This window comes from Stenotrophomonas sp. TWI273, assembly GCF_039674765.1.
Lineage (GTDB): Bacteria > Pseudomonadota > Gammaproteobacteria > Xanthomonadales > Xanthomonadaceae > Stenotrophomonas.
This window is the reverse complement of the sequence record NZ_JBDJOA010000003.1, coordinates 87,042-107,285: the sequence shown is the minus strand read 5'-3', so window position 1 is coordinate 107,285 and position 20,244 is coordinate 87,042. Positions and strand designations below refer to the sequence as shown.

The window sequence follows — 20,244 nt, the reverse complement described above, 5'->3', positions numbered from 1 at the left end:
GTCAGAAATATCGAGTCACCCCACCGGTGTCGGTGGGATTTCCCATTCTATCCGGCTCGCCGCGCCTGCGCGGCGTTTGCCCATTCAGGAGTTTCAGCATGGCCACTGTTGGCATGAACGACGTCAAGAACGGGATGAAGATCCTGGTCAACAATGAACCAGCGGTCATCACCGAGACCGAATACGTCAAGCCGGGCAAGGGCCAGGCCTTCACCCGCATGAAGTACCGCTTCATCAAGTCGGGCCGCGTGGTCGAAATGACCATGAAGGCCACCGATGACGTGGAGAAGGCCGACGTTGTGGATACCAACATGGACTTCATGTACAGCGACGGAGAGTTCTGGCACTTCATGGACCCCGAATCCTTCGAGCAGGTCCAGGCCACCAAGGCCGGCATGGGCGGCGCCGAGAAGTGGCTGAAGGGCGAAGAGTCCTGCATCGTCACCCTGTGGAACGGCGAGCCGATCTTCGTCCAGCCGCCGAACTTCGTGGAACTGAAGATCACCGAAACCGATCCGGGCGTCCGTGGCGACACCTCGGGCGGCGGCGGCAAGCCGGCCACCCTGGAAACCGGCGCCGTGGTCCGCGTGCCGCTGTTCGTCAACCAGGATGAAATCATCAAGGTCGACACCCGCTCGGGCGAATACTCCGCACGCGCAGGCAAGTAATCCGGCAAAGCCGGATTACGGTAGAGGCGACCGTTGGTCGGCTGCGGTACCGGCCGACACCGCACCCGGTAGAGCCGACCGTTGGTCGGCTGCAGCACCGGCCGACCACCGCACCCGGTAGAGCCGACCGTTGGTCGGCTGCAGCACCGGCCGACACCGCACCCGGTAGAGCCGACCGTTGGTCGGCTCCACCTCCAAGCGTCCCGGTCGCCCACACCCTCGGGTCGTCCGCCCAGACAAGTGAGCCCGCATGACCGACACCGCCCGCATTCCCGAAGCCTGTGACCTGTTGATCGAAGCCGGTTACGTGGTCCCGATCGAGCCGCATGCGGTGGTGCTGGAAGACCATGCCGTGGCCGTGCGTGGCGGCGAGATCGTCGCGATCCTGCCGCGTGCCGAAGCGCGCGAGCGCTTTGCACCCAAGCAGACCGTATCCCGCCCCGACGCGGCCCTGATGCCGGGCCTGGTCAATGCGCATACCCACAATCCCATGACCCTGCTGCGGGGCGTCGCCGACGACCTGCCGCTGATGGTCTGGCTGCAGCAGCACATCTGGCCGGTGGAAGCGGCGGTGATCGGCCCGGAGTTCGTGGCCGACGGCACCACCCTGGCGATCGCCGAGATGCTGCGCGGCGGTACCACCTGCGCCAACGAAAACTACTTCTTCTCCGACGTCCAGGCCGCCGTCTACAAGCAGCACGGGTTCCGTGCGCTGGTCGGTGCGGTGATCATCGATTTCCCGACCGCCTGGGCCAAGACCGACGACGAGTACTTCGCCAAGGCCGGCGAGCTGCACGACCAGTGGCGCAACGATCCGCTGATCGGCACCTCGTTCGCCCCGCACGCGCCGTACACCGTCAACGACGCGAACTTCGAACGCGTGCGCATGCTGTCCGACCAGCTGGACATGCAGGTGCACCTGCACACGCATGAAACCGCGCAGGAAATCAGCGACTCGATCAAGCTGCATGGCCAGCGTCCGCTGGCGCGTCTGGATCGGCTCGGCCTGGTCAACGACCGCCTGATCGCGGTGCACATGACCCAGCTGACCGAGGCCGAAATCCACCTGTGCGCCGAGCGCGGCGTCAGCGTGGTGCACTGCCCGGAATCCAACCTCAAGCTGGCCTCCGGGTTCTGCCCGGCCTGCGCGCTGCAGCGCGCCGGTGTGAACCTGGCGATCGGCACCGACGGCTGCGCCAGCAACAATGACCTGGATATGTTCAGCGAGAACCGCACCGCGGCGATCCTGGCCAAGGCCGTGGCCAATGACGCCACCGCGCTGGACGCGGCCACCACGCTGCGCGCGGCCACCCTCGGCGGCGCGCGGGCGCTGGGCTTCGGCGACCGCATCGGCTCGATCGAGGTCGGCAAGCAGGCCGACCTGGTCTGCGTGGATCTCTCCGCGCTGGAAACCCAACCGCTGCACCATGTGCTTTCGCAGCTCGTCTACGCCGCCGGCCGCCACCAGGTCAGCGATGTCTGGATCGCCGGCCAGCCCAAGCTGGTCCAGCGCGAACTGGTCGGCATGGACACCGCCGCGATCGTCGCCAACGCCCGCCAGTGGCGCGAGCGTATCCGACACATCCGTGCTTGATGCATCAAGGATCCCCATGAACACGCCCCATGCTTCCACCAATTTCGATCAGGCCGAACTGGACAAGTTCGCCGCGCTCGCCAACCGCTGGTGGGACGTCGATGGCCCGCAGAAGCCGCTGCACGCGTTGAACCCGGTGCGCCTGCAGTACGTCGCCCAGCGCGTCACCCTGCGTGGCGCCCGCGTGCTCGATATCGGCTGCGGCGGCGGCCTGCTCAGCGAAGCGCTGGCCAAGGAAGGCGCGGACGTCACCGCGATCGATCTGGCCCCGGAACTGGTCAAGGTCGCCCGCCTGCACGGGCTGGAGTCGGGCGTCACGGTCGACTACCGCGTGCAGGCCGCTGAAGACCTGGCCGCCGAACAGCCGGGCAGCTTCGATGTCGTCACCTGCATGGAAATGCTCGAGCACGTGCCGGACCCGGGCGCGATCATCGCCGCCTGCCACCGTCTGCTCAAGCCGGGCGGGCAGCTGTTCCTGTCCACCGTGAACCGCACCCCGGCCGCGTTCGCCGTTGCGATCGTCGGTGCCGAGTACGTGGCACGGCTGCTGCCCAAGGGCACGCACCACTACCAGGATTTCATCAAGCCGGCCGAGCTGGGCAAGTGGCTGCGTGAGGCTGATTTCAACCTGCGCGATGTCAGTGGCATGGCCTACGAGCCGTGGCGCAACCGTGCCCGCCTGAGCACGCGCACCGACATCAATTACCTGGCCCACGCGGTCAAGCCGGACGACGCGGCACGTGTCTGAGTTCGGTTTCCCGCCGGCGGTGCTGTTCGATCTGGACGGCACCCTGCTGGACAGCGCACCGGACATGCTGGCCACCGCCAACGCGATGCTGGCCGCTCGCGGGCGCGCGCCGATCACCCTGGGGGCGTTGCGCCCGGTGGTCTCCAAGGGCTCGCGCGCGATGGTATCGGTGGCCTTTCCCGCGCTGGGGCAGGCCGAGCGTGATGCGCTGGTGCCGGAGTTCCTGGCGCGCTACGAAGGCCTGATCGGCCAGCATGCCGTGCTGTTCGATGGCATCGCCGGCATGCTCGACGCGCTCGATGCGGCCGGCTGCGCGTGGGGCATCGTGACCAACAAGCCCGAGTATCTGGCCCGGCTGATCGTGCCGCAGCTGGGCTGGGAACAGCGCTGCAAGGTGCTGATCGGCGGCGACACCCTGGCCCAGCGCAAGCCGCATCCACTGCCGCTGTTGGCCGCCGCCGAGCGCATGGGGATCGCCCCGGGCACCTGCATCTACGTGGGCGATGACGAGCGCGACATCGTCGCCGCCAACGCCGCCGGCATGGCCTCGGTCGCCGCGCTGTGGGGCTATCGGCTCGATGCCGACGATCCCGTGGCCTGGGGCGCCGATACGCTGATCGCACTTCCCGAACACCTGCAACATGCCAAGGCGTGGCCGCTTCCGCGCACGCTCTAGCCTTTCAAGGAATACACCGTGAGTACTCCAAGCGCCCTGGACAGTTTCCTGGACAAGTGGCGGACCCGCTGGCCCGAGTGGCAGGTGGCCGAACGCTTCGTGCCCGAGAACCAGCGCACCCTGGTGGTGGCGTGGTTCTCGCTGCTGCAGGAGTTCGACGACATCCTCAATACCGCCGGCGACCCGATGCCCTCCGATGCCAAACTGGCGTGGTGGGGCGAAGAGCTGCGCAGCTGGTCCGCACAGCGCTCGCGCCATCCGCTGGGCCGCGTGCTCGAGCCGGTGCGCGCGCCGTGGGCGCAGATGGCCGAGACGCTGCCGGATCTGATCGACGCGCGTGCGGTGCCGGTCGATCCGGCGCAGGCGCTGCGCTCGCTGCAGGCGTATGCGGCCGCTGTGGCCGCGGTCGAGGCGGTGATGTTCGATACCCCGGCGCGTGGCGATGTCGCCACCCCGGTGCTGGTGCAGACCCTGGCCCAGCGGCTGCACGAGAGTGGCGTCGCCGCCATTCCGCGTTCGCTGCTGGCCGAGGATGACACCGCGGCACCGCGCAAGTGGGCGCAGCAGCTGCTCGCGAAGTGGCCGGCGCGGGTTGCCGGCCCGCGGCCCCGCCGGCTGTACGCCGCGTTGGCCCGTGCCCGCCAGCAGACCTGGGCGCAGGACCGCCAGTACCAGGCCACGCCGATGCGGACGCTGTGGCTGACCTGGTGGGCGGCGCGCGGCTGAGCGTGCGTGCCGGCCAGCAGCCGGCACTTCGTTATTTCCCGCGTTCCAGCACCAGCAGCGGGTCGATGCGGGTATCGAACCAGTTCATGCCCCAATGCAGATGCGGGCCGGTCGCGCGACCGGTCGCACCGACGGCGGCGATCACCTGACCCTGCTCGACGCGGTCGCCGACGTTCACGTCGATGCGCGACAGGTGCAGGAAATTCGAACTGATCCCGAAGCCGTGATCCAGCAGCAGCGTGCCGCCGGTCAGGTACAGGTCCGGGCCAGCAAAGGTGACCACGCCTGCGGCCGGTGCCTTCACCGGGGTGCCGGTCGGCACCGCGATGTCCATGCCGGAGTGGCCCGAACCGGGTTGGCCGTTATAGACGCGCGCATTGCCGAAGCGGCCGCTGATGCGGCCCTGCACCGGCCAGATGAAGGCCTGTGCGAAGTCGGCGCGATTGTCATCGCGGGCACGCGCGGCGGTGACCTGCGCCTGCTCACGCTTGATCCGCTCGGCAATCGCCGGCGGCGGATTGACCGTCTTGGGGGGCACGCCGTTGACGCGCTCGGTCGGCCAGTCACGCGGGGTGACCGCGATGCTGGCCGTTTCGCTGCCGCCGTCCGGGCGCGTCACCTGCACCTGCAGCGGACCTTTCTCATCGCGGCCGATGCCGAACACCACGCTGCCGTACCCGCTCACGCGCAGGGTGCGGCCGCCGTATTGCACGACGCTGCCGGCCGGCACCTTGCCGATCACCATCGCGCCCTGCGAGGCGCTGGCCGGAAACACCACACGCGCATCGGCCTGGGCCACGGCGGGCGAGGGCAGCAGACTGCCCATCGCCACGACGCCTGCGGCCGCCAGGGCCGCGCTCAACACCCGTGCCCGCATCAGCGGTCGAAGCTCATGCGCTGGCCGTTCGGCGAACCCACCAGTTTCTCGCCATCCCACGCCAGCTGCCCGTTGACCCAGGTCGAGGCGATGCGCGAACGGAAGGTGGTGCCCTCAAACGGCGACCAGCCGCACTTGGACAGCACGTCTTCGCGCTTGACGGTGAAGGGCACATCTTCGACCAGCACCAGATCGGCGAAGTAGCCTTCGCGCAGGTAGCCGCGCTGGCTCACGTCGAACAGCTGCGCCGGTGCGTGCGCGAACTTCTGCACGACCTGGGTGATCTCCAGCTTGCCTTCGTGCACCAGTTCCAGCGCGGCGACCAGTGCGTACTGCACCAGCGGCAGGCCGGACGGCGCCTGTGCATAGGGCTTCTGCTTTTCTTCCCAGGTGTGCGGCGCATGATCGGTGGCGAGCACGTCGATCACGTCATCGGCCACGGCGCGGGTCAGCGCTTCGCGGTCGCTGGCTTCCTTGATCGCCGGGTTGCACTTGATCAGGTTGCCCAGCCGCGCGTAATCGCTGCGGTCGAAACGCAGGAAGTGGATGCAGGTTTCGGCGGTGATCTGCTTGCGGCTGCCATCGGCGCGGATCAGCGGGCCGCGTTCGAACAGGGCCAGCTCATCGGCGGTGGAGATATGCAGCACGTGCAGGCGGGTGCCATGCTTTTTGGCCAGCGACACGGCCAGCTCGGAGGACTTCAAACAGGCCTCGCGCGAGCGGATGTCCGGGTGCTGCTCGGCACTCAGTGCATTGCCATATTTCTCGGCGTACTCCTTGGCCTTGGCATCGATCATCGGCGTGTCTTCGCAGTGCGTGATGATCGGTGTGGGCGCGTCGCGGAAGATCGCATCGAGCGTTTCCGGGTTGTCCACCAGCATGTTGCCGGTGGACGCGCCCATGAACACCTTGATGCCCGGCGCGGTCTTGGGATCCAGCGACTGGATGTGTGCCAGGTTGTCGTTGCTGGCGCCCATGTAGAAGCCGTAGTTGGCGCGCGCGCGGCCGGCGGCGGCATCGTACTTGGCCTGCAGGATTTCGGCGTTGAGCGTGGGCGGGTTGGTGTTGGGCATGTCCATGAAGCTGGTCAGGCCCCCGGCGACGGCCGCGGCCGATTCGGTCGCGATGTCGCCCTTGTGGGTCAGGCCGGGCTCACGGAAATGGACCTGGTCGTCGATCATGCCCGGCAGCAGCCAGCGGCCGGCGGCGTCGACCACGGTTTCGCCGGGACGGGCGTCCAGGCCGGGGCCGATCTGCGCGATGCGGCCATCTTCGATGCGCAGGTCACCTTGGGTGACGGAGCCTTCGTTGACCAGGCGGGCGTTGACGATGAGCGTGGAGGACATTCAGTGTTTTCCTGTGCAGCGGCAGGTGGCGTCGTGCGCGGCGCGCGGGGGCACCTCGTCGATGCCACCGGGATGGAAGGGATGGCAGCGGCCCAGCCGGCGCGCGGCCAGCCAGCTGCCGCGCGCGGGGCCATGGGTGGCGATGGCTTGCATGGCGTATTCAGAACAGCTGGGCATGAAGCGGCAACGCGGCCCCAGCAGCGGGCTGATGAAGCGCTTGTAGAAGCGCAGCAGGGCGATGAGCAGGCGTGAGATCACCCCCCAATCTTATTCCAGTTGGCATGAAGGGCGCATTTGTCGCAGGATGGGGCGTTGGACCCGTCCGCACCCACGCGCGCGACGGGCCGCCCCGGCGGTGTCGCCGGGTCAGGTACCGAACTGCGCACGTTGGCCCGCCTGCCAGGCGGGCCGGTCGCACGCCTTGCGACTCCGGGGCTGAACGGAGTAGGCGGTGTGGTTGCTGCTGCTGGTCGGGTAGGCTATAAAGGCCCGCTTTCCCGGGCCCCGGGGAATCCAAGGAAGAGCGTTTCGTGGCTGCTAAAAAAACTGCAAAGAAGGCCGTCAAGGCCGCCAAGAAAACCGCCAAGCCTGTTGTAAAGAAGTTGGCGGCCAAGTCCGTTGCCAAGAAGTCGGCCGCCAAGCCGGCTGGCAAGCCTGCATCCAAACAACCGGCGGCCAGGACGGCACCCGTTAAAAAGGCGGCCAGCACGTCGCCGGCCAAGACCGTCAAGAAGGCTGTCGCCAAGAAGCCTGCTGCCAAGACGGTGGTGGCCAAGAAGACCGTCGCCAAGAAGGTCGTTGCCAAGAAGTCGACGGTCGCCAAGCCGGTTGCCAAGCCCGCCAAGCGCGCGGCAGGCAAGCCGGTGAGCAAGGCGCCCGTCAAGAAAGCCGCTGCCAGCAAGACGGCAGCCAAGAAGACCGTGACGCCTGCTGTCGCCAAACCGGCGTCCAAGCCGGCACCGGCGAAGAAGACCGCAGTCAAGCAGGTACCGGCCACGCCGGTGAAGGCCAGCAAGACCGCCAGCAAGCCCGTGGCATCCAAGCCGGCCACCAAGCCGGTTGCAGCACCCGTAGTGAAGTCCGCACCGAAGCCGGCATCGCCGGCGCCGGCCAAGTCTGTCCCGGCCAAGAGCCCGGCCAAGGCGGCACCTTCTCCGGCGTCCACGCCGGCGCCGGTCGCCCCTGTCGCCGCCTCCAAGGCCCCGCAAAACAAGAATCCCGTGCCCGTTTCGAAATCGCCTGCAAAAACCCCCGCCAAGTCCGAGTCCGCCCCCAAGCCCGTGTCCCGTCCGGTCGGCAAGGTCGCCGTTGCCGTGGCAGCGCGTTCGGCCGCCCCGGCCCCTCGCACCAAGGTGAAGGTGGTGGAATACAAGACTGACGAAGCCACCGGTCGTCCGATCCTGCCCGACGGTTACAAGCCGAGCGCGGAAGAGGAATACATGAGCCCGCTGCAGCTGGAGTACTTCCGCCAGCGCCTGCAGCACTGGCGCAATGATCTGGTGGAGGAATCCAAGCAGACCATCGCGAACCTGCAGGAAGAAGTGCGTGATATCGGCGATGAGGCCGAGCGCGCCACCCGCGAGACCGAGAACTCGCTGGAACTGCGTACCCGCGATCGTTATCGCAAGCTGATCGGCAAGATCAACAGCACGCTGAAGCGTCTGGAAGATGGCGATTACGGTTTCTGTGTGGATACGGGCGAAGAGATTGGCCTGGATCGTCTGGAAGCCCGCCTGACCGCTGAGCGCACGATCGATGCGCAGGAGCGTTGGGAGCATCTGCAGAAGCAGCAGGGCGACTGATCGCGCTGTTGGTTGTGCTGTTCTACGAAAAACCCGGCTTCGGCCGGGTTTTTTTTGGCTGGCTGTTTGTTTTTGGTTCGGGTTGGTTCGGGTTGGTCGTGAAGGGCGTTGGCGCCTTGCTGTCTGGTGCTCGAGTGGGTCGGGCAGCCCGGTCCGGGACCCGCCGTAAACCCATCCATGGGGGCTCGTAGTGCGGCATCCATGCCGCACACGGTCCCGGACCGGGCTACCCGACCCACTCCCGATACGTTCACGGGTGGGCGGCTGGAAGAGCCTGGACTCCCGCTTTCGGCACGCTCTGAGTCAGTCGCCAAGGTTGCCTGGGTGCCGCGCTGGTCTGGATGCTTGTGCAGCGGTGCGCGCGATATCCACGCATGGCGTGAATCTACCGGCGAGGCGGGCGCGCCGAGAATTGCGCAATTCGTAATTCGCAATACGCTGGCACCCGGAAGGGAAGCCGAAGCCGTAAGCCGTAAGCCAGCAGCTAACAGCTAACAGCCAAAGCCAAGCGCTGACAGCCAACAGCCAACAGCTAACAGCCAACAGCCAACAGCCAACAGCCATCAACCGGCGCTGTACGCCGTGAGTGATAAGCCGTGAGACGTCCGCTATCTGCTGTTTGCCGTTCGCTTTTCGCTGTTGATTCCGCGCAAGCAACCCACTGTCCATGGGTGGACGGGTAGCGCAGTGAAGGACCGTGTGCGGCATGGATGCCGCACTACGAGCCCCCATGGATGGGTTCACGGCGGGTCCTGCACTGCGGTGCCCGGCCGCCCAACCCCAGGCATAAACAGGCGCCGACTCACAGCCCCGGCAACCCAACCGCGCAGCGCCAGTCAATTAGCCAAACGGCCAAACGGCCGAGCGGCCAACCAACCGGGCAGCTGATCAGCCGATCAGCCAGGCAGGAAATCCGTCAATGCAGATCGCGCAGATTCAACCGCCGCAGCGTCGGATTCTTCCAGGCCGTAATGCCCGCCACGCTCAACACCGCAAAGCCCCCCAGCACCACCGCCGGGACCAGCCCCAACAGCTTCGCCATCGTGCCCGCATAGAACGCGCCCAACTCATTGGACGAACTGATGAAAATGCCATTGATCGACGACACCCGACCACGCATCTCCTCCGGCGTCGCCAACTGCAGAATCGTCGAACGCACCACTACCGACACACCGTCGAACGCACCGTAGAACAACAGAATCGCCGCCGACAGCCAGAAATTCGATGACAGGCCGAACCCGATCACGCACAGACCAAAGCCGGCCACCGCGAACAACAGCACACGCCCCGCATTGCGCTGCAACGGCCGACGCGCCAGCCACAGCCCCACGCACACCGAGCCCAGCGCCGGCGCCGCCCGCAGCACGCCCAGCCCCTCCGGCCCGTGGTGCAGGATTTCGTGCAGGAACGCCGGCAGCATCGCCACCACGCCGCCGAGCAGCACCGAGAACATGTCCAGCGCCATCGCCCCGACCATGATCCTGTTGCCGAGCACGAAACGGCCGCCCTCGGCGATGCTCTTGAAGATCGGCGCCGCCGGGCCCGTATGCACCGGCTCGGAGACGCGCAGCGCCGCCAGGCAGCCCAGCGCGATCAGCGACACGCCGACCGCCACGCCATAGGCGACGCCCTTGCCGCCCCACGCCACCAGGGCGCCGCCCAGTGCCGGGCCGACCACCATGCCGGTCTGGAACACCACCGCGCCCAGTCCCGCGCCACGCGCGTACTGCGTGCGCTCCAGCACGCGGGCGAACAGTGCGTTGTAGATCGGCGAGAGGAACGCGCGGACCATGCCGGTCAGTGCGATCGCCGCATAGATCGGCCACACCCCGTGGAACGGCAGCCAGCCCTGGGCGACCGCGGTCAGCACCAGTGCGGTCATCACCAGCCCGCTGCAGGCGACCATGCCCAGCCGGCGGCGGGGAAGGTGGTCGACCAGATAGCCGGCAAACGGCGCCACGCAGAAGAACGGGAGCACTTCGGCCAAGCCGACCAGGCCCAGCGAGAACGGATTGCGGGTGACTTCGTAGATATGCCAGCCGACCGTCACCGCGACGATCTGGTAGGAGAGCATCGCGAAGATGCGGTAGGCCAGCACCAGCGAAAAGCCCGGGCGGGCCAGCAGCTGCAGGGCGCTGTCCGGCTCCTGCGGATCGGCGGAGAGCGTCACGACTGCGCTTGGGCAGTGTCGCGGATGAAGGCCAGCATTGCCGCCACGCCGTTGCTGCGGGTCGGGGACAGGTGGCGCGACAGCCCGATGTCCTGGATGTAGCTCGGCTCGGTGGCCAGAATCTCGGCCGCCGAACGGCCCGAATAGACGCGCAGGGCCAGGTAGATCAGCCCGGAGACGATCGCCGAATCACTGATGGCGTGGAAGCGCAGCGCCTCGGCATTGCCCTCCGGCACGATCCAGACCATGGACTGGCAGCCAAGCAGACGATGCTCCTCGGTCTTCCACGCTTCCGGGAAGGTGGGCAGTTTGCGGCCGAGGTCGATCAGGTACTGGTAACGCTCGGACCAGTCGCCGAAGAAGGCGAATTCCTCGGCGATGGCGGCCTGGGCTTCAGCAGCGGTGGGTTCGAGCGGGAACGGGGAGGTGGGGGTCATGGGGGCTCCGGGTCGGTGTTCGCCGTCCGTGGGTGACCGTGCAGTTGCGGGGGGAGGCAGCCCGGCCGTCCGTGGCCGGGGCGATGTCATGGCAGTGCCCAGTGGATCGGGCGGTGTCCGGTAGCGCCCGACGGTCAGCCGGGCGGTCTTTCAGCGCTTGCGCGACCAGCGCACGCCCTGGGCGGTGTCTTCCAGCACGATGCCCTCGGCGGCCAACTGGTCGCGGATCGCATCGGCGCGGGCGAAGTCGCGGGCCTGCTTGGCCGCGGCGCGTTCATCGATCAGGGCCTGGATGGCCGCATCGTCGTCGTTGCCGCCTGCGGTGCCAAACCAGGCCGCGGGATCCTGCTGCAGCAGGCCCAGCGCCAGGCCGGCACCGAGCAGCGCGGACTTCCAGTGCGCCTTGTCGGCGTCGGCAGCCTTGCGTGCCTCACCGGCGATACGGGCCAGCTCGGCCAGCGCCTGCGGCGTATTGAGGTCGTCATCCAGTGCGGCCTCGATCTCGGTCGGAATCACCGCAGCGGCGTCCACCTCGACCAGATCGCGCAGCGTGCCGTACAGGCGGTCCAGGGTGCGCACCGACTGCTCGATCAGCGCATCGGACCAGTCCAGCGGCTGCCGGTAGTGGGCCGACAGCAGCGCATAGCGCAGCGCCTCGGGGGCATGCTGGCGGACCAGATCGTGCACGCGCTCGATGTTGCCGATCGACTTGCTCATCTTGGCGCCGCCGAAGTTGAGCATGCCGTTGTGCAGCCAGAACCGGGCGAAGGTCTGCCCGCCGTGCGCGCACTCGCTCTGGGCGATCTCGTTCTCGTGGTGCGGGAACTGCAGGTCCACGCCGCCGGCATGGATATCGATGGTCGGCCCCAGGTGCGCGGCGGCCATCGCCGAGCACTCGATGTGCCAGCCCGGGCGGCCACGGCCCCACGGCGATGCCCAGCCCGGCAGGTCGTCGCTGGAGGGCTTCCACAGCACGAAATCGCCCGGGTCGCGCTTGTACGGGGCGACATCCACGCGGGCACCGGCCAGCATCTCGTCCGGGTCGCGGCGCGAGAGCTTGCCGTAGTCGGTGTAGGAGCTCACCGAGAACAGCACGTGGCCTTCGGCCGCATAGGCATGCCCGTTGGCGATCAGCTGCTCGATCATGGTCACGATCTGGGGGATATGCGCGGTGGCTTCCGGCTCGATATCCGGCGGCACCACGCCCAGTGCAGCCATGTCCTCGCGGTAGGCGGCGGCGAAACGGTCGGTAATGGTGCTGATCGGCACGTTCTGCTCGCGCGCGGCCGTGTTGATCTTGTCATCCACGTCGGTGATGTTGCGCGCATAGCGCAGGCCGCCGAAGCGGCGACGCAGCAGGTCGGCCAGTACGCCGAACACCACCGGCCCACGGGCATTGCCGATGTGGACGTAGTTGTAGACCGTGGGGCCACACACATACAGGGTCGGACAGGTCGGATCGAGCGGGGTGAACGGTTCGAGCTGGCGTGTCAGGTTGTTGTGCAGGCGCAGGGTCATGGGGGTCGGGAGCGGGGGTAAGCGGTCGATTTTAGAACGTGTCGGGGGCTTTGGGGGGATGTGGGGCACGGCAGGCCGGCGGCCTCGGCCGCTGGCGGTGTGGCTGAAGGCTTCAGGCGTTCCGGCCCGTCGTGGCGGGCTTCCGGCCCCGCGGGTGGGGTCGGCCTATGGGCAGAAACGTCACGGAAGGGTAATGTTCAGCCCCTTGTGCTTGCCACTGCCTAAACTATCCCTCTTGTCCTTTTCCCTGTTGCCAATGAAATCCGCTTCGTTGTTGACGCTGGTCTGCCTGCTCGGAAGTGCCGCCTTCGGGGCGTGCGCCCAGGAGGGTGAGGTGCGCAACCGGGTGGTGATCGTGGAGAACGTCAAGTTCGACTACGCCCAGGTGCTCAACGTCGAGCCGGTCTTCCAGACCCTGCGCGCCACCCGCACCGAAGAGCACTGCGAGCCGGTCTCCACCCGCACGCTCGCGCCGGTCAATGTCACCGGCGAGGAGCCGCAGGAAGACAAAGGCCGCTTCGGCCGCTTCATGGATTCGGTACGCTCGATCTTCCGCCGGGAAGACGGCAGCACCGACGAAAGCGGCTACGCCGAGACGGTGGTGGTCGAGGCCACGCCGGCCAACACCGGGCCGTTGTTGACCCGGGACTGCAAGATCATCCCGGTCGGCCGTGAGTTCCGCCGCCCGATCGCCTACGACGTGGACTACGTCTACAAGGGCACCAAGTACCGTTCCCGCCTGCCGGAAGACCCGGGCAACCGCCTCAAGATCCGGGTCTCGATCACCCCCTGGGTGGGCAACGATCAGGCCGGTGGCGCCAACCCGTGACCCCCGGCATCGCCCCGGGCGTGGATGCCTTCAACCTGAATTGTCATTCAGGCCTTGCACGCACTCCGGGTGCATGCAAAGATGGGCGGCCATGAAACTCACCGACTTCCAGCACGACACCAGCGCCGCCCGTATGGCTACGGGCATGACGTCGCGTGCCCGCCGACCGGAACCCCACATTTTCGCTGGGTAACCGGAGCTTCGTGCTGCCTGTTTGGAAAACCCAGCCCCCGCGCTGGGTTTTTTCGTTTCTACGATCTGAAAAGTTTCATCTGTATACGTTTTGTTGAGCCCTGAACGCGCCCCGGCGCCCCCAACCTCCGCCGGTGACGGTGGAAAACCAGCCGCAAAGGATCGATCGATGTCCCTGAAGCACTTCCTGAACACCCAGGATTGGAGCCGCACCGACCTGGATGCCCTGTTGACCCAGGCCGCGTTGTTCAAGCGCAACAAACTGGGTGACGAGCTCAAGGGCAAGTCGATTGCCCTGGTGTTCTTCAACCCCTCCATGCGTACCCGCACCAGCTTCGAGCTGGGTGCGTTCCAGCTGGGCGGGCACGCGATCGTGCTGCAGCCGGGCAAGGACGCCTGGCCGATCGAGTTCAACCTGGGCTCGGTGATGGACGGGGACACCGAGGAGCACATCGCCGAAGTGGCCAAAGTGCTCGGCCGCTATGTCGACCTGATCGGCGTGCGTGCCTTCCCGAAGTTCATCGACTGGACCAAGGACCGCGAAGACGAAGTGCTCAAGAGCTTCGCCAAGTACTCGCCGGTGCCGGTGATCAACATGGAAACCATCACCCACCCGTGCCAGGAACTGGCCCACGTGATGGCGCTGCAGGAACACTTCGGTACCCAGGACCTGCGCGGCAAGAAGTACGTGCTGACCTGGACCTATCACCCCAAGCCGCTGAACACCGCGGTGGCCAACTCGGCGCTGACCATCGCCACCCGCATGGGCATGGACGTGACCCTGCTGTGCCCGACCCCGGATTACATCCTGGATGAGCGCTACATGGGCTGGGCCGAGCAGAACGTGGCCGAGAGCGGCGGTTCGCTGCAGGTCAGCCATGACATCGCCAGCGCCTACGCCGGCGCGGACGTGGTGTACGCCAAGAGCTGGGGGGCGCTGCCGTTCTTCGGCAACTGGGAACCGGAAAAGCCGATCCGCGACCAGTACAAGCACTTCATCGTGGACGAAGCCAAGATGGCGCTGACCAACAACGGCGTCTTCAGCCACTGCCTGCCGCTGCGCCGCAACGTGAAGGCCACCGACGGCGTCATGGACTCGGCGCAGTGCATCGCGATCGACGAAGCTGAAAACCGCCTGCATGTGCAGAAGGCGATCATGTCGGCGTTGATCGGCCGGTAACGCCATCAACGGGTATTGAACATTGCAGCCGACCAACGGTCGGCTCTACCCAACTTTTTTCCCTATTGGACCTGACCCCCATGAGCAACAAAGACATCGTCCTGGCCTTCTCCGGTGGACTCGACACCAGCTTCTGCGTGCCGTACCTGCAGGAGCGCGGCTACAACGTGCATACCGTGTTCGCCGACACCGGCGGCGTGGATGACGAGGAGCGCGATTTCATCGAGAAGCGTGCGGCCGAACTGGGCGTCACCAGCCACGTCACCGTCGATGGTGGCCCGGCGATCTGGAGCGGCTTCGTCAAGCCGTTCGTGTGGGCCGGTGAGGGCTACCAGGGCCAGTACCCGCTGCTGGTGTCCGACCGTTACCTGATCGTGGATGCCGCGCTCAAGCGCGCCGCCGAGCTGGGTACCAACATCATCGCCCACGGCTGCACCGGCATGGGCAATGACCAGGTCCGCTTCGACCTGGCCGTGAAGGCGCTGGGCGACTACCAGATCGTCGCGCCGATCCGCGAAATCCAGAAGGAACACACCCAGACCCGCGCCTACGAGCAGAAGTACCTGGAAGAGCGCGGCTTCGGCGTGCGCGCCAAGCAGCAGGCCTACACCATCAACGAGAACCTGCTGGGCCTGACCATGTCCGGCGGCGAGATCGACCGTTGGGAAGCCCCGGGCGAGGGTGCCCGTGGCTGGTGCGCACCGCGCAGCGAATGGCCGGAACAGGCACTGACGGTCACCTTGAAGTTCGTCGAGGGCGAAGCCGTCGAGCTGGACGGCAAGGCGCTGCCGGGTGAGCAGATCCTGGCCAAGCTCAACAAGCTGTTCGCCCCGTACGGCGTGGGCCGTGGCGTCTACACCGGTGACACCGTGATCGGCCTGAAGGGCCGCATCGTGTTCGAAGCGCCGGGCCTGGTCTCGCTGCTGGCCGCGCACCGCGCGCTGGAAGACGCCGTGCTGACCAAGCAGCAGAACCGCTTCAAGCCGGACGTGGCGCGCAAGTGGGTGGAGCTGGTGTACGAAGGCTTCTACCACGACCCGCTCAAGACCGACATCGAAGCCTTCCTGAAGTCCTCGCAGGCCAAGGTCAACGGTGAAGTGGTGCTGGAAACCCGCGGTGGCCGTGTCGATGCCGTGGCCGTGAAGTCGCCGCACCTGCTCAATGCCAAGGGCGCCACCTATGCACAGTCGGCCGACTGGGGCGTGGAAGAGGCCGAAGGCTTCATCAAGCTGTTTGGTATGAGCTCGACCTTGTACGCCCAGGTCAACCGCTAAGGCGATTCACCGGGGTGCCGGCCGCTGGCCGGCGCCTCGCAAAGCCGATGGAGGGGGAGTGCCGGCCGCTGGCCGGCTCCTGGAACGGCCGGATCATTGCAGAGCCGGCCAGCGGCCGGCACTACCGATTTTGAACCCTACGGATACTCAGACACATGTTGGAACAGACACTCGATCATCTGCAGCAGCTCGTGTCCTTCGACACGCGCAATCCGCCGCGGGCGATCACCACCGGCGGCATCTTCGATTACCTGCGTGCGAACCTGCCCGGGTTCAACGTGGAGGTGATCGACCATGGCGACGGTGCGGTCAGCCTGTATGCGGTGCGTGGCACCCCGAAGTACCTGTTCAACGTGCACCTGGATACCGTGCCGGACTCGCCGCATTGGACGGCCGACCCGCACGTGATGCGGCGCGCCGAGGACCGCGTGATCGGGCTGGGCGTGTGTGACATCAAGGGCGCTGCGGCGGCCTTGGTGGCTGCTGCCAACGCCAGCGATGGCGATGCCGCGTTCCTGTTCTCCAGCGACGAGGAAGCCAACGATCCGCGTTGCATCGCCGCCTTCCTGGCCCGTGGCATTCCGTATGAAGCGGTGCTGGTGGCCGAGCCGACCATGAGCGAAGCGGTGCTCGCGCACCGTGGCATCAGCTCGGTGCTGATGCAGTTCACCGGCCGCGCCGGGCATGCCTCGGGCAAGCAGGACGCGGCGGCCAGTGCACTGCATCAGGCGATGCGCTGGGGCAACCGCGCGTTGGACCATGTCGAGTCGTTGTCGCATGCGCGCTTCGGCGGGCTGACCGGCCTGCGCTTCAACATCGGGCGCGTGGAAGGCGGCATCAAGGCCAACATGATCGCGCCCGCCGCCGAGGTGCGCTTCGGCTTCCGTCCGCTGCCGTCGATGGATATCGATGCGTTGCTGGCGACCTTCGCCGGTTTTGCCGAACCGGCCGCGGCGCAGTTCACCGAGACCTTCCGGGGCCCCAGTTTCCCGGCCGGCGACATCGCCGAAGCGGAAAACCGCCGCCTGGCCGCGCGCGACGTGGCCGATGCGCTGGATATTCCGATCGGCAACGCGGTGGACTTCTGGACCGAGGCGTCACTGTTCTCGGCCGGCGGCTACACCACGCTGGTGTATGGCCCGGGCGACATCGCCCAGGCCCACACCGCCGATGAGTTCGTGACGCTGGAGCAGTTACAGCGTTACGCCGAATCCGTGCACCGCATCATCGCGCACGGCGCCTGATCGAATGACGCCGTCGTGGTCCCCCACTGACGGAACTCCCATCGCGGCCCCGGCCGCCTGCGACGATATCGAAATGCCTTCTTCCCAGCCCCACCGCCAGACCCGTCAGACCATCGTGCGCCTGCTCTCGAGCATGGCCAGCGCGAAGGAGATCAGCCAGTACCTCAAGCGTTTCTCGCAGCTGGACGCCAAACGCTTCGCCGTGGTCAAAGTCGGCGGCGCGGTGCTGCGCGATGACCTGGAGGCGCTGACCTCCTCACTGTCGTTCCTGCAGGAAGTCGGCCTGACCCCGATCGTGCTGCATGGCGCCGGTCCGCAGTTGGATGCCGAACTGTCGGCGGCCGGCATCGAGAAGCAGACCGTCAACGGCCTGCGCGTGACCTCGGCCGAAGGGCTGGCGATCGTGCGCCGGGTGTTCCAGGCCTCCAATCTGCAACTGGTCGAAGCCCTGCAGCAGAACGGTGCGCGCGCAACCTCGATCACCGGCGGCGTGTTCGAAGCCGAGTATCTGGACCAGGCCACCTACGGCCTGGTCGGTGAGGTCAAGAAGGTCAACCTGGCTCCGATCGAAGCCAGCCTGCGCGCCGGCTCGATCCCGGTGATCACCAGCCTGGGCGAAACCCGCTGCGGGCAGATCCTCAACGTCAACGCCGATTTCGCCGCCAACGAGCTGGTGCAGGAACTGCAGCCGTACAAGATCATCTTCCTGACCGGCACCGGCGGCCTGCTCGACGAAGAGGGCAAGGTGATCGACTCGATCAACCTGTCCACCGAGTACGACCAGCTGATGCAGCAGCCGTGGATCCATGGCGGCATGCGGGTCAAGATCGAACAGATCAAGGACCTTCTGGATCGCCTGCCACTGGAGTCCTCGGTGTCGATCACGCGCCCGGCGGACCTGGCCAAGGAGCTGTTCACCCACAAGGGTTCGGGCACGCTGGTGCGCAAGGGCGAGAAAGTGCTGCGCGCCACCGCCTGGGACGAACTGGACCTGCCGCGCCTGAAGCAGCTGATCGAATCCAGCTTCGGCCGCACCCTGGTGCCGGACTATTTCCAGAAAACCAAGCTGCTGCGCGCCTATGTGAGCGAGAACTATCGCACCGCGGTGATCCTCACCGACGAGCCCGAAGGCGTCTACCTGGACAAGTTCGCGGTGCTCGACGATGCGCAGGGCGAGGGCCTGGGCCGCGCGGTCTGGAATGTCATGCTGGACGAAACCCCGCAGCTGTTCTGGCGCTCACGCAACGGCAACCCGATCAATCACTTCTACTACGCCGAATCCGATGGCTGCTACAAGCAGGGCCACTGGAAGGTGTTCTGGTTCGGCGCCGATGGCTTCGACCGCATCAAAGCGTACGTCGAGCATTGCGCCGCACGCACCCCCAGCCTGGAGGGCTGAACCTCATGAATCTCGCCGATTGGACCAAGGTCCCCACACTGGCCGGCACACACGCCCGGCTGGAGCCGCTGCAGATGGCGCATATCGATGGCCTGCGCGGTGCACTGGGGGATGGCACCTTGTCCAAGCTCTGGTACACCCAGGTGCCCAGTGCGAAGACCATGACCGCCTACGTCCAGACCGCGCTGCAGGCGCAGGCGGAGGGCAAGGTGTTGCCGTTCGCGGTCCTCAACGAGGCCGATGAAGTGGTCGGCACCACCCGCTACTACGATCTGGACGCCGAGGTGCCGCGCCTGAGCATCGGCTACACCTGGTACGGCGAGGCCGCCCAGCGCACCGGCATCAATACCGAAACCAAGCTGATGCTGCTCACGCATGCCTTCGAGCGGCTGGAATGCCTGAGCGTGGTGTTCGAGACCAGCTGGTTCAACCTCACCTCGCGCACCGCGATCGCGCGGTTGGGGGCCAAGCAGGACGGCGTGCTGCGCAACCACAAACGCCACCCGGATGGCACCCCGCGCGACACCGTCATCTTCTCCATCATCGATGCGGAATGGCAGGGGGTGAAACGCCACCTGCAGCACCGCCTGGACGCACACGCATGAGCACCAAGACCTTCACCGTCGGCATCGTCGGCGCCCGCGGGCACACCGGCGCCGAGCTGATCAAGCTGATCGCCGCCCACCCGCACCTGCAGCTGGGCTTCGTGTCTTCGCGCGAACTGGCCGGCCAGCGCGTGAGCGATCACCACAGCGACTGGCACGGTGAACTGCAGTTCGAGAACCTCGACGCCGACGCTGTCGCCGCCAAGGGCATGGATGCGGTGATCCTGGCACTGCCCAATGGCCTGTCTGCGCCGTTCGTCACCGCGCTGGACGCGGCCAGGCCGGACACGGTGATCGTCGATCTGTCGGCCGATCACCGCTTCGAGCCGAGCTGGTATTACGGCCTGCCGGAGCTGACCCGGGGCGACTACCTGGGCCAGAAGCACTTCAGCAATCCGGGCTGCTACGCCACCGCGATGCAGCTGGCGATCAGCCCGCTGCTGCAGCAGCTGGCCGGCCCGCCGCAGTGTTTTGGTGTGTCCGGCTACTCCGGCGCGGGCACCACGCCCTCGGACAAGAACAATCCGGAACTGCTGCGTGACAACCTCATGCCGTATGCGCTGACCAACCACGTGCACGAGCGCGAAGTCACTGCGCACCTGCGCGTGCCGGTCGAGTTCATGCCGCATGTGGCGCCGCACTTCCGCGGCATCACCATGACCGTGAACCTGTGGCTCAACACGGTGGTCAAGCGCGAGGACGTGATCGCGCTCTATCAGAAGTACTACGCCAACGAAGCGTTGATCGACGTGATCGACGAAGCGCCCTGGGTAAGCCAGATTGCGGGCCGGCACGGCGTGCAGATCGGCGGCTTCGACGTGGCCCCGGGCGGCAAGCGCGTGGTGGTGGTGGCCACCCTGGACAACCTGCTCAAGGGCGCGGCCACCCAGGCGATGCAGAACCTCAACCTGGCACTGGGCCTGGACGAACTGGCCTCGATCCCGCACTGAATTCCCACG

Annotated in this window: 19 protein-coding genes; 13 read left to right on the top strand and 6 right to left on the bottom strand. The window is 66.6% G+C overall.

What is annotated here, in order from left to right; genetic code table 11:
- Window positions 1-98: 98 nt before the first annotated feature.
- The 5 genes from efp to ABE571_RS05025 all read left to right on the top strand — a co-directional run bounded on the left by efp (window position 99) and on the right by ABE571_RS05025 (window position 4,412).
- Window positions 99-668, top strand: coding sequence for an elongation factor P (efp, locus tag ABE571_RS05045; protein WP_019182820.1), 570 nt, complete (start codon window positions 99-101; stop codon window positions 666-668).
- 250 nt (window positions 669-918) lie between these two features.
- Complete coding sequence (locus tag ABE571_RS05040) at window positions 919-2,262, top strand: TRZ/ATZ family hydrolase (protein WP_346463774.1); 1,344 nt, start codon at window positions 919-921, stop codon at window positions 2,260-2,262.
- Window positions 2,263-2,278: 16 nt separating this feature from the next.
- The gene (gene ubiG / locus ABE571_RS05035; protein WP_121038225.1) at window positions 2,279-3,010 is read left to right on the top strand and encodes a bifunctional 2-polyprenyl-6-hydroxyphenol methylase/3-demethylubiquinol 3-O-methyltransferase UbiG; all 732 of its coding nucleotides are present in this window, start codon (window positions 2,279-2,281) and stop codon (window positions 3,008-3,010) included.
- Window positions 3,003-3,686 (top strand): phosphoglycolate phosphatase, encoded by a 684-nt coding sequence (locus ABE571_RS05030; protein ID WP_346493324.1) that lies wholly within the window; start codon window positions 3,003-3,005, stop codon window positions 3,684-3,686. Before ubiG ends, ABE571_RS05030 begins: the two co-directional genes overlap by 8 nt.
- 18 nt (window positions 3,687-3,704) lie before the next feature.
- Window positions 3,705-4,412, top strand: a complete 708-nt coding sequence (locus ABE571_RS05025; protein ID WP_346481712.1) for a squalene/phytoene synthase family protein — start codon at window positions 3,705-3,707, stop codon at window positions 4,410-4,412.
- Between the two features lie 31 nt (window positions 4,413-4,443).
- Here the strand turns inward: ABE571_RS05025 and ABE571_RS05020 are convergent, their stop codons facing one another.
- Genes ABE571_RS05020 through yidD form a run of 3 tightly spaced genes read right to left on the bottom strand, consistent with a single transcriptional unit; the run spans window position 4,444 to window position 6,893 of the window.
- Complete coding sequence (locus tag ABE571_RS05020) at window positions 4,444-5,289, bottom strand: M23 family metallopeptidase (protein ID WP_313218910.1); 846 nt, start codon at window positions 5,287-5,289, stop codon at window positions 4,444-4,446.
- Window positions 5,289-6,635: a dihydroorotase gene (locus tag ABE571_RS05015; protein ID WP_346493323.1), complete on the bottom strand. Its 1,347-nt coding sequence runs from the start codon at window positions 6,633-6,635 to the stop codon at window positions 5,289-5,291. The genes ABE571_RS05020 and ABE571_RS05015 overlap by 1 nt, the downstream gene beginning before the upstream one ends.
- Window positions 6,636-6,893, bottom strand: a complete 258-nt coding sequence (gene yidD / locus ABE571_RS05010; RefSeq protein WP_121038212.1) for a membrane protein insertion efficiency factor YidD — start codon at window positions 6,891-6,893, stop codon at window positions 6,636-6,638.
- 272 nt (window positions 6,894-7,165) lie between these two features.
- Here yidD and dksA point away from each other — a divergent pair, with 272 nt between their 5' ends.
- Window positions 7,166-8,437, top strand: coding sequence for an RNA polymerase-binding protein DksA (gene dksA, locus ABE571_RS05005; RefSeq protein ID WP_346493322.1), 1,272 nt, complete (start codon window positions 7,166-7,168; stop codon window positions 8,435-8,437).
- Window positions 8,438-9,353: 916 nt separating this feature from the next.
- Here the strand turns inward: dksA and ABE571_RS05000 are convergent.
- The 3 genes from ABE571_RS05000 to cysS form a co-directional block, all read right to left on the bottom strand.
- Complete coding sequence (locus ABE571_RS05000) at window positions 9,354-10,607, bottom strand: MFS transporter (protein WP_123730715.1); 1,254 nt, start codon at window positions 10,605-10,607, stop codon at window positions 9,354-9,356.
- On the bottom strand, window positions 10,604-11,044 hold the full coding sequence (locus ABE571_RS04995; RefSeq protein ID WP_313212355.1) for a SufE family protein: 441 nt from the start codon (window positions 11,042-11,044) through the stop codon (window positions 10,604-10,606). Before ABE571_RS04995 ends, ABE571_RS05000 begins: the two co-directional genes overlap by 4 nt.
- Window positions 11,045-11,194: 150 nt before the next feature.
- A complete protein-coding gene (gene cysS, locus ABE571_RS04990) occupies window positions 11,195-12,562 on the bottom strand; it encodes a cysteine--tRNA ligase (protein ID WP_313212354.1) in 1,368 nt (455 codons plus the stop codon).
- Between the two features lie 256 nt (window positions 12,563-12,818).
- Here cysS and ABE571_RS04985 point away from each other — a divergent pair, with 256 nt between their 5' ends.
- The 7 genes from ABE571_RS04985 to argC all read left to right on the top strand — a co-directional run bounded on the left by ABE571_RS04985 (window position 12,819) and on the right by argC (window position 20,235).
- Window positions 12,819-13,391, top strand: coding sequence for a hypothetical protein (locus tag ABE571_RS04985; protein WP_313212372.1), 573 nt, complete (start codon window positions 12,819-12,821; stop codon window positions 13,389-13,391).
- Window positions 13,392-13,752: 361 nt separating this feature from the next.
- Window positions 13,753-14,763: an N-acetylornithine carbamoyltransferase gene (locus ABE571_RS04980; protein WP_123730719.1), complete on the top strand. Its 1,011-nt coding sequence runs from the start codon at window positions 13,753-13,755 to the stop codon at window positions 14,761-14,763.
- A gap of 80 nt (window positions 14,764-14,843) precedes the next feature.
- On the top strand, window positions 14,844-16,037 hold the full coding sequence (locus ABE571_RS04975; protein ID WP_313212353.1) for an argininosuccinate synthase: 1,194 nt from the start codon (window positions 14,844-14,846) through the stop codon (window positions 16,035-16,037).
- Window positions 16,038-16,192: 155 nt separating this feature from the next.
- Window positions 16,193-17,281, top strand: coding sequence for an acetylornithine deacetylase (locus ABE571_RS04970; RefSeq protein ID WP_313218901.1), 1,089 nt, complete (start codon window positions 16,193-16,195; stop codon window positions 17,279-17,281).
- 73 nt (window positions 17,282-17,354) lie between these two features.
- Window positions 17,355-18,680: an acetylglutamate kinase gene (locus tag ABE571_RS04965; protein ID WP_313212351.1), complete on the top strand. Its 1,326-nt coding sequence runs from the start codon at window positions 17,355-17,357 to the stop codon at window positions 18,678-18,680.
- 5 nt (window positions 18,681-18,685) lie between these two features.
- Window positions 18,686-19,285: a GNAT family protein gene (locus ABE571_RS04960; RefSeq protein ID WP_313212350.1), complete on the top strand. Its 600-nt coding sequence runs from the start codon at window positions 18,686-18,688 to the stop codon at window positions 19,283-19,285.
- Window positions 19,282-20,235, top strand: coding sequence for an N-acetyl-gamma-glutamyl-phosphate reductase (gene argC / locus ABE571_RS04955; protein WP_346481715.1), 954 nt, complete (start codon window positions 19,282-19,284; stop codon window positions 20,233-20,235). Before ABE571_RS04960 ends, argC begins: the two co-directional genes overlap by 4 nt.
- Window positions 20,236-20,244 lie beyond the last annotated feature (9 nt).